The following is a 13,391-nucleotide window of genomic DNA, read 5'->3' as shown; positions in this document are numbered from 1 at the left end:
TTCAGGCGAGTTTTCACCTCTATTTGAGACGGTGTGTCATCGATAATTCATGTATAACATATATTGTATACAATAGTTTGTCCATATTTTATCTACGGAATTTGATAATACAGATAAAAGTTGCATCTTATTTAGGTTAAAAGGGTGGTTCCTGTATTATGGATTAGTGGTATAGTGCTAATTTGTTGGTGGGGACCTTAGAAGTGTTTAGCCAAATACTAATTTTGTAAAGAACCAGCATTCGTTGCATCAATGTGGACTAATAATTATATCGCTATCAAAAAGTGGATAGAGAAAGTACGACAAGTGACGCTTTTTCTGAGCCAACACCTTGAATTTAACAACAAGGTTAAATGATTGTCGGCAATCGCCATGACTGCATTTCGGCTAGTCGACTTCGAGTGCGTTCAAATTCGAAAGCGAGTAGCTCTCCTGCATAAAGGGTTTGTAATGAAAAGCTTGATGAAATAACAACCAGCTTTTTTCGGTCATAAAATTCATCTACGAGTGCGATAAAGCGTCTAGCCTCGTCATCAAGGTTACGAGATTCAAGTAGGGGTTTTGCTCTTATGTAGCCCTCTTCAATGCCTTGAGTAACGCTTTGAAGAGCAGGGGATGAACCCATTTTAGGAATGTTCTGTACAAAAATTGCGTCATAGTCAGTGGCGAGTTCGATGTAATCTGAAGTTGCTCTGGGCGAGGTACATAGAGACATAAAATCAATTAGCAACGCATTGTGTGCATGTCCCAAAATACTGACTGGCCTATTTAATATGTCTATGTTTGTGGATTTGTAAGATCCGCCTATAGTGTTAAACAGAGATTGAAAGCCTGCAGTGTCATTTTCAAAGTAAAACTGGGCAGAAAAACCATTGTTAAATCTGTGATCGTGTTCTCCAGATACACTCACTACATGACAATGAGTTAGCAAGAGTTCTATGGTTGGCTCGAAACGATTTCTCTGTAACCCATTTTTGTATAGATCGGTAGGGTGGGAATTCGATGTTGTAACAAAAATAATACCCGCTTTAAAAAACGCATCTAAAAGACCCGCTAATATCATCGCATCACCAATGTCTTTTACGAAGAACTCGTCAAAACATAACACCTTTGTATGCTTTGCCCACTGCTTTGCAATTACCTTTAATGGATCTTTCTTTCCTTGAATATCAGCCAGCTGCTGGTGGATTTTATGCATGAAATGATGAAAATGCAGCCTTTGCTTTTTATCTATGGATAGGGATCCATAAAACATATCCATCAACATTGACTTGCCACGGCCAACAGGGCCGAATAAATAGATCCCTTTAGTTTTGCCACTTATTCGAATTTGCTCCGACAATCTATCTAGCTCGTCAATGGCGTCTTGTTGCTTGGGGTCATAGGATAATTGGTTGTTCTTAACAAGCTGATTATATTGTTCTAAAAGGTGATGCATAAAGGGATCGGTAGATAAAGAGAGTGAATATAATACGGGTTGTAAGGAAAGAGATAAAGCGTGTTGCTGCCAAAGCCATAGATTTAAGAATAAATCTATGGCTTTGGCACGTACGGATAATTAAAGCCAATTAAAAATAAACATATATTATGTAAAATTGACTCTAGTATTGTATCGCCCAAACTTAATTTGCTTGAGTTTTAAAATTAAAATCTTATTTGTATGGGCTCAAGTCTGTTTGCTCGGCTTCGCAGACCTTTTTTATAACAGGGTGTTTTGCCATTCCGCGCAGGTATTTTGCTAAATGTTCAAATTGTAATGGTGGCGTGTTTAATTCATCCGCCCATATACACAGCATAAACAAGTAGCAGTCACATATTGTAAATTGCTCGTTGACGACATAGCTTTTTCCCGATAAATGACGGTTTACAATAGCAAACATATCAGCTAAGCGAGTTTGTTGAGTTTTAATGATGTCGTCATACATGAGTGCGCTTTGGGTATGACGCTCAGGATAAAAGTAAATCATTAATTCCGACTGTATCGTCGTAGTGAAGTACATTAGCCATTGATAAAAAACTCCTTTTTGTATCGGGTCCGATGGGATTAATTGTCCTTCAGGGTGCTTTTCTGCAAGGTATAGACAAATAGCGCCACTTTCAAACAACACAAATTCGTCATCGACAAGCGTTGGGATCCTTCCGGTCGGGTTTAGACTTAAATATTGCGCTGATTTTTGTGCATTTTTCTTACGGTCGACAATTTCTAATTGATATGGAACTTTTAGTGCTTCTAAAACAAAATGTGGAGCGAGACTGGCATTACGAGGGTAATAAAACAAAGTGTACATAACTGGCCTTATCATCAAGTTTTTTATTGGTGAGAAAGCTCCTTTTACGGTTATTCCTTTAGGACTTTAGGACAGCATTTGAATAATAACAAATAGCATGACGTATTTTTATTCAAAAATTTAAATTGTCTAAAGTAAGTTAACAGGATTAACCTTGGATTTCTCTGCCGTTAATGATTTTACCTTAATTAGGAAATGCACTGCACCAATTTAAAAGTTTTTTAAAGAAATAATGAAAAAAGTAATTAATGAGGTAGGTTTGAATTAATTTTGAGACGAGAGCATTTTTGGCTTGCAAAAATGCTCTCAATTACTGCTTTAAGGCGTGTAATAAATCGGAGAGTTCGGCCCTACAGGAAGACCAAAACCAAATACCCATATATAAAACAGAGCAACCCAGCCGACAAAGAAGAACATGCTGTAAGGTAACATAGTTGCGACTAAGGTGCCGATACCCATATCTTTTTTGTATTTAGTTGCAACAGCTAAAATAAGGCCAAAGTAACTCATCATAGGTGTGATCAGGTTAGTTACTGAGTCACCGATACGGTATGCTGCTTGGATTGTTTCCGGTGCATAGCCAACAAGCATAAGCATCGGCACAAATATAGGTGCGGTTACAGCCCACTGTGCAGAAGAAGAACCTAGACATAGGTTGACCATTGCACACATCATAATGAACAGAATGAAAACTTCTGGACCTGTCAAATTTAGCGCTTGCAATAAAGCGGCACCATTTATCGCCAAAATAGTACCAAGGTTGGTCCACTTGAAGAAGGCAACAAATTGTGCAGCGAAAAATACAAGTACAATATACATACCCATAGAGCTCATGCTTTTACTCATGGCATCAATCACATCGCGGTCTGATTTCATCGTACCAACAACGCGGCCGTATACAAAACCTGGGATAGCAAAAGTAACGAAAATAAGAACAACAATGCCTTTTAGGAATGGAGAGCCTGCAACAGCACCAGTCTCAGGGTGACGAAGAATACCGTCTTCAGGAACAATGGTTAAGGCTAAAATACTGCAAACTACAAGCAGTGACACGCCCGCCCATTTTAAGCCTTTTTTCTCAAGTGCAGTTAGGTGCTCAATGTTGTTCTCAGATAGGTCAATACTCGCTTCATCTGGGTTGTATTTACCAAGCCTAGGTTCAACAATTTTTTCTGTAACAAGCGTGCCTACAATGGCAATCAAGAAAACAGAAATCATCATGAAGTACCAGTTTGCTTCAGGGCCAACGTGGTAGGTTGGATCGATCATTTGCGCAGCAGGTGTTGTGATACCTGCAAGAAGAGGGTCTATTGTCCCGAGTAATAGATTGGCGCTGTATCCGCCAGATACCCCAGCAAACGCGGCTGCTAAACCTGCTAACGGGTGTCTACCTAGGCTGTGGAAGATCATTGCCGCAAGTGGTATCAGTACAACATAGCCCAGCTCTGAAGCTGTATTTGACAAAATAGCTGCAAACACAACCATAAATGTCACTAGTCGTTTTGACGCGCCCATGACCATTCCGCGCATAGCAGCGGAAAGCATACCCGAGTGCTCAGCAACACTTACACCTAATAGGGCAACAAGTACCGTACCAAGTGGTGCGAATCCAGTGAAGTTGGTGACAAGGCCGGTCATGATTCTTTGTAAGCCTTCAGCGCTCAATAAGCTTACGACTTCAATGACACCATCAGCGTCACGCCCTTTAGCTCCCTCTGGACGAGGGTCAATTGCGCTCAAACCCATCCAATCAGCGATACCACTGAATACTACGATTACAATACATAGCATGGCAAAAAGAGTGATCGGGTGGGGAAGCATATTCCCTAAAAACTCAACCGTTGCCAAAAAGCGATTAAATAGGCCGCTTTGTTGTTCTGGCGATTGAGAGCTTTTATTCGCTTTAGTCTCTACTGCATTCGACATAGCAAGTTTTCTCGGTTCCAAAAAATGCGGCATACCATATCACTTTTTCATTCAGTGGTCATTTATAAAAGTTAACTCAAGGTGAAAATGAGATAAAATTACAAGTATTACTGATGAAGGACAATGTATGTTTATATAGTTAGTAAGTACTTGGTTTTGGTTGCATAAATATCGAACTATTCATGTTGGCATGACTGTGCTGAATGATTTATTTGTTTTTGCTTGCGAGAATTACGCCTTTGAATAGCAAAGGATATTGCCTAAATTTTGTGCCAATATGGTCATCTGCCATAATTTGTTGGCAAATACGCGTAATATCGTCATCAGCAGCAAGCACCCACTCAAGGTGCTCTATCGCACGTTTCAATCCTTTTTTTAAAAACTGTTGCTGTTGATAGTAGTCGCAATTGGCTTTAACGATTTCAAGTAGCGCGGGATCCTGTTGAAGAGAGGTGACGACTTGCGCTATGTACTCTTGTGATGATTGGCTACTTACTCGGTTTTTATTTCTAGTCATCAAGCATCGCCGCTATGTAATGTAACTTTTTCATAAAATCGGCCTTTTGCGACTCCTTATCATAGTCGAACTGATAGGTATTGTGAAAACCAAAACGTAAGAGTACGCCGCTGCCTTGAAGATAGATAGTATAACCATCGGGATCTGAGAAAGCTGTGAGCCCCTCACACTGTTTTCCCTGTTCATAATCTTCTCCATGTTGTTGGATATACTCATATACCTTTAAGACAAGATTACTACTTAGTTCGTTTTTCATATTGCACCAACTTATAGGGTCTATTGCTTAATACTACTCGCAGAACAGGTTAACGGATCAGTTTCGAAACGGCCTTAAACTGAGGGTGTTTTGCATCTTTCAATATATCAAACAGTAAGGTTTCTAAGCTCATAATGACGGCACCTTGATATCTAAGTTGCTCAATCGCCCACTGTTTGTGCTGTGTATTTCTAGAGCCTACTGCATCGGCGATAACAATAACCGGTTGGGCTAGCGTCAATAAATCACATACTGTTTGGTATACACAAACATGTGACTCAAGTCCGATAACAACCTTAGTCACATTTGGGTCCATATTGATGGTTGGGTTAGGTTCAGAGCCCCTTACGGCGCTAAATGTCGTTTTTTCATATCGGTCCAAATTGAATTGCAGTAATGAGCTATCTGTATGGCCAAGTCCTTTCGGGTATTGTTCAAATACAACAGCTGGAATTGCCAACAGTTCAGCGGCGCTAAGCAACTTGTGCGCCGTTTCTACAATATGTTGATAGTTCGCTATATGGGGCTGAAAACTCTCTTGTATATCAACGACAAGAATTTGAAAAGCGGGCTGTTTGGACATGGTTTATTCCTTTAGCTATTGTCTAACATCACTTAAACTAGGTGTTGTAGTATTTATCATTATGGATTTTAGCTGGTTATGCAATTGGAGTTTTTGGGGACGTCTTCAGGCAGTCCGACTACGTATCGCAATGTTTCTGCCACAGCAGTCAAATTTGAGAAGTCAAAACAGTGGCTGCTAGTTGATTGCGGAGAAGGCACACAACATCAAATATTGAGATCAAAGCTTACCCTTTATCATCTGGGCGTCATTTGTATTAGTCACGTGCATGGAGATCACTGCTATGGGTTGCCTGGCTTGCTCGCGTCTATGGCAATGTCAGGCAGAACAGACACGGTTTATTTGGTTGCACCGAAGAAAGTCATTGAGTTTTTGCACGCGACGTTTTCTTTAACTGATTTGGCCTTACCGTTTGACTTTAAAACCATTGCGATAGAAGAAGCCTGTTCGGTGCTCAAGTTCAGCTACTGTGAACTTGAGGTGATGGAGTTAAAGCATCGAGTGCCGAGTTATGGATTTAAAGTGACGGAAACACAGATCCCGAAAAAGCTCAGGATCAATTTGCTGCAACAGGACGGAGTCGCAACTGGTAAGCACTTTAATCAACTGCAAAAAGGGTTAGATGTTGAGTATCAGGGGAGGGTGTTACAGTCGCAGCGCTATGCATTTCCAAGTTGGCTGCCTAGAAAAGTAATTGTATGTGGAGATAATGAAAAACCAAGCTTGCTGAAACCTTATGTTGAAGGTGTTGATGCGATTGTCCATGAAGCAACGTTCACACACAAAGACTTAAAAAAAGTGGGCCATCATACCGGCCATAGCGACGCGAAACGGATAGCTGAGTTTGCAGAGCAGGCACAAGTCCCTTTACTTGTTTTGACTCATTTTAGTGTGCGCTACCACGGCCCTGGTTTACTTGAAAACCTGGAAAATGAAGCGCACTCCTATTACAAAGGCGTGCTGGTCCTAGCAGATGATGGGCTAATACTAGATATCCCCAAACAGTTACTGTCTGAGTGATTTGAATAAAGCCCAGTCATGATTAACTTGGTTGGCATACAGGTTGGCTTGCTCTACTAGCGCCTCAATCAGATCTGGGAGTACATTTACACAACTTTGCTGAAAGCTTGTTGAGCGCCTATCGCCCCTCATATGTGCATAGGCCAGCACTTGTGCGCAGCTTTGCGCATATTGCGCAAAGCCATTTTTGTGGGCAGCGCGCTTTCCAAGAGTAATATGCTCAGGATCAATGCCAACGCGGGCGTGATGACGAGATCTGACTAACCAATGCAGTCCTTGCCAAAGAGCATCATCGATAATTAAGTCTGGTCGACGCTGCATTTTTCGTTGGCAATTGACCGTCAAATGAGCGTGATTTAGGCGATTGACGGGGCTTAAATCTTTGAAGTAGTGTAAAGGCGCAGCTAAGGCTTGTTGTTTGACTTCGACAATATGATAGAGCTCGGGTTGATAGAACTCAGGTGCTTGCTGCGAACTTGGTCCTACCAATAAATAATAACGTTTTAAATGGTTGCTGCCTGTTCCCGCATCTAACCTTTCTACACAGTCGATGATGTCGTCATCTACATAGGGTCTAAACTGCGCGATCAGGTTGGCTTTGATATCAGCGTGAATTGCTTCAAACTTCATGGGATCGGGTTTAAATTGCAAAGGTATTGAGGTTAAATCAACATCTTTTGCCAAACTGCTTTTTACATTGAAAGCAGAGCCGCCGACAAGGCGTTGCAGTCCTTTTTGCCAGCGTTTGTGCAGGATATGGTCTTTATCAAACTCGGTCAGTGCACTTTGGCTATTGTTTTCGCTTCGTAGCGATGCTTCACATGTGGCAATATAGTGCTGTAAAAAGGCAAGCTGGGCTTGCGGCACCTCTTGTGAAGAAACCGCGGGTTTTTGTTTTTCATTGAGCGAAACGGCCAATTCCTTTGTCGCGAAACCAGCCTGTTGTGCCAAGTTTAGGCTTACCAAGAAGCGAAACAGATCCCAAACAACATGGCCGATACAGGCATCGTCAAAATCATTCGGTGTGAATACGAGTGTCTCTCCGTGGGAGCCTTCTTCGCTGAGAAAGCCAAAGTTACTTGTGTGGCAATCTCCCATAATACTGGTAACGGGAATGTCGTAAGCTGATTTGGGAAAATCCACCATACCGTCAAAAATATCGCGATACATTAGTGGGGCTGATCCTCGGAAAAAATGAAAAGCACTGGCGGACATTTTTTCATGCTTGTTCAGGTCAATGGATGGTGCAGTACCGTCATGGTGCTCGAAATAGGCTACGAGCTGTTGTTCACGATTCATTGTTATGTCCTCTGTTGTTTTATTCCGAGTTGTTGCTCAGCGAGCTGCACAATTTTTGGATCGAGCGTGGGTGGCTCAACGTGCACATTGGCTGTCAGTGCAGCAGTGAGTTGTTTTAACACTTCTATCCGTGCGAACCATTTATGGTCACCAAGAACAAGTGACCAAGGCGCGCATAGGGTATGCGTTTTGTTAAACATTTCTTCAATTGCTGTTTTATACTCACATCGTTTTTGTCTATTTCTGATATCTTCCTCGGTCAGTTTCCATTGTTTGAATGGATTGTTGAGTCGCTCAGAAAATCTTTTAAGTTGTTCATCACCACTTATATGTAAAAACAGTTTTATGACTTTAATATTATCGTCGTGCAAAAGTTGCTCAAATTCGTTAATTTCACGATATGCACGTTGCCATTGTGCACTTGTAGCGAAACCTTCTATACGTTCAACTAATACTCTGCCGTAATAGGAGCGGTCAAAAATGGCCAATGTCCCGGGACTCGGCAGTTTATTAAAAAAGCGGTAGAGATAATGTCTTCCTTGCTCATCTTCAGTTGGTGCGGCGATAGGGTAAACTTGATAGCCTCTGGGGTCTAATTTTTCTGTGATCCTGCGGATCGCCCCCCCTTTGCCAGCTGCGTCCCAACCCTCTAGTACAATGACGGCTCTATGCCCCTGATGATAGTATGCTTGTTGAATGTGGAGGAGCTGTGTCTGCCAGTACTTTAGTGCCTGTTTATACGCTTTTTTATCGCCAATGGCGGGGTATTCATGGATACCTTTCAAAGAAGGAGGTGGGCTGATTTGTACGTTGTTAATAGTACTTGGTTTCAAATTCAGGTCCTCTTTCTGTATTGTTTGGGAGTTATATTCATAACTTTTTTAAACTGCCGAATAAAATGTGACTGGTCAGCATAGTCAAGTTGATGTGCAATATCAGTCAACGGGGTCGATGGGTGTGCCTTTATCAGGTCTCTTGCCCGCGATACCTCTACCAGCGTTGCCAGCTCTTTGGCGCTGATCCCCATTGTTTGGCAAAAAGCTCTTTCAACACGTCGGCTGCTTATGTTTAGGGTGTCATAAAGCTCAGAGAATTTTATTGATCTTGGTGACATATTGATGTGTTTGTTCACTTTTAAAAATGCATCGGGAAGGCAATGCATGCCAGATTGGAATTGTGCCTCTAACCACTGTAATAAGATCTTAATTTTTTCATTGATAGGATGGTTTTGACTCATTAAAGCGTCGATCACATGTTTACATATTGGCACTGCGTCTTGAAGCTCAATACATTGATTTTTTAGCTCTTTTAAAGGGGTTTTTGTGAAGTTTTTTGCGCCCAAAGGGGTTAACCTTACTCCGAGAAGATACTGGCGTTGTGATGAAAAATGCCACCGGAGAGATTTTGTGTGCGGCCCAACCAGGTAGGCCGAGTTGCTCAGCCTTGTATTATCAATAGTTGAGTTACCAGAGATGACAAACAAAATAGAAATACACCCGTCACTATGAAGCGTTTGAGTGGCCAAGTTTTGTGAATAGGTATGCCAAAGATTAAGAACGTAGGGAGCCTGTGAGAGTGGTGGGGGGATAATTGTGTACACGTTTACCTCACTCCTTGTGGGCGCAGCTGATGCCTGTTTATTCTTCAAATTTTATTTTAGCTTTGATGTTCAATTTATCTTCATTCTAGACTTTGGGCAAGAAAAAAGCAGCGAAGAGCTGCTTTGGGTGTTTAAGTTAGTTTTACTTCTTTTGGTATCAACGCAATTAGGATTATCTTGCGTTAGTACTTTCGAAGATTTTATCTGCTGAAGCCGCGACGAATCCCGTATACAACTCACCATCTGGCTTGTTGTAACGAAGCGCAAACTCATAGAAGCAACTAGGAATTTCAAACTTGCCGTCAGAAAACTCAACTGGGTGGTGATCTGCAAGTGTAGATGATTGCTCCAATAATACTTCTGGAGAACCTTTGATTTCTCCGCCTGAAGTGTTAAGAGGGAATCCAGCATCTTTCAATGCTTGGTTTACAGCTTCAATCGTTTCAAAGTTAGCAAGGTAATTGATACTTACTGTAAAGTGGTTTGCGCGATATCCCCAAGCAGACATCCAAGCGGCGTATTCACTTTCTTCAAGTAGCTTCTTGTATGTTTCATGGCTTACTTGCCAGTGTGTGCCTGAATATAAAAAGTTTTCAGCAGTGACTGCACTTTCATCAATTCCATCAATCATTTTTGCAACGATTGTTTGCAATTCTTCAGAACATTTTTCAAGCAATAACTCAGAGATAAATACCTTCGGCTTACTTGGATCGCTGTGCTCATAGTGCTTTGCATACAGCTTTTTCGCTTCGAAGTGGTATTCGCCACATTCTTTATACCCAACTGCTTTAAAATGTGCAGCTAGTTTTTCGAGACCAATTTTTTCATGATTGAATGTACGTAGCGCGATATGGTCATTGATGACGTCATCTTGCTGCGTTGAACCCAATAGCTCGTGTACTTTTACAGCTGATGGAGTCACTTCTAAATAGTTGCTCCATAATTGTTCGAATAAGCTATCTACATTGTTGTGCATAATGGCAATTCCTTAATATAGCGGCTTGGCCGCGTGTTAATGTTACGACAAAGCACGACGTAATTAATTGTTATAAAACAAACCCACTGACTTTATCACCCTCTTTTAACTGCAGTGCTTGTGCAGTTTTTGGGTCAACAGTGAATGTTTTTGATTGTTCATTCCATACTACTGACGTAGTAAAAGTGGCTCTAAATGTTTCTAAGCGGCCGTTTGACAGTGCCCAAGTGTTTTCGCCCTCAGTAACTTGCTCAGATATAGTCAGAGTGCCATTTTGGGTCTCGCGCACTGTACGAATATTTTCCAGTCGCGCTTCTACAGTGGGGCCTGCATCGAATAAGTCGACATAGCCTCTGTGTTCAAAACCTTCTTTTTCAAGCAAGCGTAGCGCGGGCTTGGTTTTTTCGTGTACATGGCCAATAACAGCTTGCGCTTCAGGGCTGAGCAGATTAGCGTAAATTGGGTATTTAGGCATTAATTCTGAAATGAACACTTTGTCTCCTAAGCCGACTAAGTGATCAGCTTGAGGAAATTCAATACTGAAAAAGTGTTCTTGTAGCCACTGCCAAAAAGGGCTGTGACCATGTTCATCACTTACACCACGCATTTCAGCTATGACTCGGTCGCTGAATCGCTCAGTATGCTCTGCCATAAATAGAAAGCGGATCCGAGACAAGAAACGACCGGCGAGTCCTCTTCTGAACTGCTCCCGCAAAAACAGAGTGCATATCTCTGAACTGCCAGTATAGTCATTACACATTGATAAAATATCAACGGTATTGTATACCTTCAGTGTGCTTGAATGGTGGACTGTTTTACCTTGGTGGTAATGGTACAAAGGTATTTGCATTCCTACAGCCGCTTCAATCGCCGTAGTGCCACTTATTTCACCTGTTTCAAGGTCTTCAAGAACAAAAAGGTAACCCTCATCAGACGGGGCACTGAGTGTTTTATCGAAGCTTTCTTGAGAGCGCTGGATTTTACTCGCTAACAGCTCGTCATCAACGGGCAACGAGGTAAACCCGTGTCCAGACTCCACAGCGATGGTTTTTAAAGCAGCAAAGTCGTTGCTGCTGATTGGTCTAAGTACTTGCATAAAAATATCTTTGAGGGCGACGTGTCGCCCTAACGGTTAAGCGTTTACCACGTCTGCCACAGCAAGTTCAAAGCGTGCTAGTCCCGCTTTGATTTCTTCTTCTGTGATCACAAGTGAAGGTGTAAATCTCACCACGTTTGTACCAGCAACGAGTGTCATTAGACCGTGCTTTGCACTTGCCACTAAAAAGTCGCGTGCTTTGCCTTCGTAATCACCTTTTAACACGCCGCCTAGCAATAAGCCTTTACCGCGGATTTCACTGAATACATTGTATTTTTCGTTGATGGCATTCAATCCGTCGCGGAACATTTGCTCTCTTTCTTTTACGCCCTCTAATACTTCTGGTGTATTTACCGTATCAAAAGCAGCTTCTGCAACAGCACAAGCCAGCGGGTTACCACCGTATGTAGAGCCGTGAGTACCAATTTTCAAATGTTTGGCAATTTCTGTTGTCGTGATCATTGCACCAATTGGGAAGCCGCCACCTAGCGCTTTTGCTGTCGTCAGGATATCAGGTGTTACATTTAAACCTTGGTATGCGTATAAATCACCGGTACGACCCACACCTGTTTGAACTTCATCAAAAATTAGTAGCGCATTGTGTTTATCACATAGCTCTCTTACGCCTTGAACAAATTCAGCAGTTGGAGAGATAATTCCGCCTTCACCTTGAAGAGGCTCCATCATAACTGCACAGGTTTTATCAGAAATAACCTTTGCGAAAGCTTCTAAGTCGTTATAGTCAATATGTGTAATATCTTGTGGCTTAGGACCAAAGCCATCAGAATAGGCCGCTTGTCCACCTACTGTCACAGTGAAGAATGTACGACCATGGAAGCCTTTGTTGAAGGCAATAATTTGTGTTTTCTCTTCGTTGTAGTTATCTAGTGCAAAACGACGCGCTAATTTCAAAGCTGCTTCATTTGCTTCTGCGCCTGAGTTTGCAAAGTAAACCTTGTCAGCAAACGTTGCGTCAGTCAGCTTTTTCGCTAAACGCAGTGCAGGTTCATTCGTCATCACATTTGACAGATGCCAGATCTTTTCACCTTGCTCTTTTAATGCACTAACTAGGGCAGGGTGGCTGTGGCCCAAGCAATTTACTGCGATACCGCCAGCGAAGTCGATGTATTCATCACCGTTTTGGTCCCAAACTCTAGCACCCTTACCTTTAACTGGTATAACTGCTGATGGATTGTAGTTAGGTACCATTACTTCATCAAATAATTCGCGATTCACTTGCATGACTTCGTCCTCTTATAACTTCAACTTCAAGTGCACATTTAACTGTGCCTATTTTTATTCTGACATTATTGCGTGATGTGATGACAATTTGCAGTGTAATTTTATTTAAAATGAGTAAAATGTTCGTCAAAATGACATGGGTTTTTAGCAAAATGATAAGTAAACAAGATGAGAGACTGATTTCTGTACTACGTAGTAATGCGCGGGCAAGTATTTCTGAGCTAGCAAGAATGCTAGACATGTCACGAACTACAGTACAATCAAGACTACAAAAGCTGGAACAAAGCGGTGTTATTCAAGGTTACAAAGTGGACTTTGGTCAGGATTATTTGGGGAACCTTGTTTCCGCTCATGTCTCTATTAAAGTAAAGCAAAAATTGACTGCGAAAACTAATAACGCACTGAAGCAACTTGCAAATATCGCAGCTTTATATGCAATCAGTGGCGAGTATGACATGATAGCAATCGTGGAGGCGCAAAGCTTAGAGCAGCTTAGTCAGCTGCTCGATGAGATAGGCAATTTAGATGGCGTTGAGAGAACTAATTCAGCTGTAATTTTGGAAACCAAGTTTCAACGTTAGTGCTAAA

General features: G+C 41.8%; 14 protein-coding genes. 2 read left to right on the top strand and 12 right to left on the bottom strand.

Annotated elements, in window-relative coordinates; translation table 11 throughout:
* Positions 1-349: 349 nt before the first annotated feature.
* The 6 genes from zapE to N483_RS21325 form a co-directional block, all read right to left on the bottom strand.
* Positions 350-1,438, bottom strand: a complete 1,089-nt coding sequence (gene zapE / locus N483_RS21350; protein ID WP_023397838.1) for a cell division protein ZapE — start codon at positions 1,436-1,438, stop codon at positions 350-352.
* 214 nt (positions 1,439-1,652) lie between these two features.
* Positions 1,653-2,288, bottom strand: coding sequence for a glutathione S-transferase family protein (locus N483_RS21345; protein ID WP_023397837.1), 636 nt, complete (start codon positions 2,286-2,288; stop codon positions 1,653-1,655).
* Positions 2,289-2,606: 318 nt separating this feature from the next.
* A complete protein-coding gene (locus N483_RS21340; protein WP_023397836.1) occupies positions 2,607-4,214 on the bottom strand; it encodes an AbgT family transporter in 1,608 nt (535 codons plus the stop codon).
* Between the two features lie 208 nt (positions 4,215-4,422).
* Complete coding sequence (locus N483_RS21335; protein WP_023397835.1) at positions 4,423-4,731, bottom strand: hypothetical protein; 309 nt, start codon at positions 4,729-4,731, stop codon at positions 4,423-4,425.
* Positions 4,724-4,987 (bottom strand): DUF3081 family protein, encoded by a 264-nt coding sequence (locus N483_RS21330; RefSeq protein WP_023397834.1) that lies wholly within the window; start codon positions 4,985-4,987, stop codon positions 4,724-4,726. The genes N483_RS21335 and N483_RS21330 overlap by 8 nt, the downstream gene beginning before the upstream one ends.
* A gap of 49 nt (positions 4,988-5,036) precedes the next feature.
* Positions 5,037-5,570: an isochorismatase family protein gene (locus N483_RS21325; RefSeq protein ID WP_023397833.1), complete on the bottom strand. Its 534-nt coding sequence runs from the start codon at positions 5,568-5,570 to the stop codon at positions 5,037-5,039.
* A 78-nt stretch (positions 5,571-5,648) separates the two neighbouring features.
* Here N483_RS21325 and N483_RS21320 point away from each other — a divergent pair, with 78 nt between their 5' ends.
* On the top strand, positions 5,649-6,590 hold the full coding sequence (locus N483_RS21320) for a ribonuclease Z (protein WP_023397832.1): 942 nt from the start codon (positions 5,649-5,651) through the stop codon (positions 6,588-6,590).
* On the opposite strand, the gene N483_RS21315 is transcribed toward N483_RS21320, so the two are convergent.
* From N483_RS21315 to N483_RS21290, 6 genes are all read right to left on the bottom strand, one after another.
* Positions 6,576-7,889 (bottom strand): DUF2252 family protein, encoded by a 1,314-nt coding sequence (locus tag N483_RS21315; RefSeq protein ID WP_023397831.1) that lies wholly within the window; start codon positions 7,887-7,889, stop codon positions 6,576-6,578. The genes N483_RS21320 and N483_RS21315 overlap by 15 nt on opposite strands.
* 2 nt (positions 7,890-7,891) lie before the next feature.
* A complete protein-coding gene (locus tag N483_RS21310; RefSeq protein ID WP_023397830.1) occupies positions 7,892-8,722 on the bottom strand; it encodes a polyphosphate kinase 2 family protein in 831 nt (276 codons plus the stop codon).
* A gap of 2 nt (positions 8,723-8,724) precedes the next feature.
* Positions 8,725-9,489 (bottom strand): helix-turn-helix domain-containing protein, encoded by a 765-nt coding sequence (locus N483_RS21305; RefSeq protein WP_023397829.1) that lies wholly within the window; start codon positions 9,487-9,489, stop codon positions 8,725-8,727.
* Between the two features lie 172 nt (positions 9,490-9,661).
* A complete protein-coding gene (locus tag N483_RS21300; RefSeq protein WP_023397828.1) occupies positions 9,662-10,465 on the bottom strand; it encodes a DUF1338 domain-containing protein in 804 nt (267 codons plus the stop codon).
* 70 nt (positions 10,466-10,535) lie between these two features.
* A complete protein-coding gene (gene astA, locus N483_RS21295) occupies positions 10,536-11,561 on the bottom strand; it encodes an arginine N-succinyltransferase (protein ID WP_023397827.1) in 1,026 nt (341 codons plus the stop codon).
* Positions 11,562-11,597: 36 nt separating this feature from the next.
* Positions 11,598-12,803, bottom strand: a complete 1,206-nt coding sequence (locus N483_RS21290) for an aspartate aminotransferase family protein (RefSeq protein WP_023397826.1) — start codon at positions 12,801-12,803, stop codon at positions 11,598-11,600.
* A 152-nt stretch (positions 12,804-12,955) separates the two neighbouring features.
* Here N483_RS21290 and N483_RS21285 point away from each other — a divergent pair, with 152 nt between their 5' ends.
* Positions 12,956-13,384 (top strand): Lrp/AsnC family transcriptional regulator, encoded by a 429-nt coding sequence (locus tag N483_RS21285; protein WP_036975209.1) that lies wholly within the window; start codon positions 12,956-12,958, stop codon positions 13,382-13,384.
* The last annotated feature ends 7 nt before the right edge of the window (positions 13,385-13,391 follow it).

The sequence above is a fragment of the Pseudoalteromonas luteoviolacea NCIMB 1944 genome, from assembly GCF_001625565.1.
GTDB lineage: Bacteria > Pseudomonadota > Gammaproteobacteria > Enterobacterales > Alteromonadaceae > Pseudoalteromonas > Pseudoalteromonas luteoviolacea_F.
The sequence above is the reverse complement of the archived record's forward strand: the minus strand, read 5'-3'. Positions and strand labels throughout refer to the sequence as shown.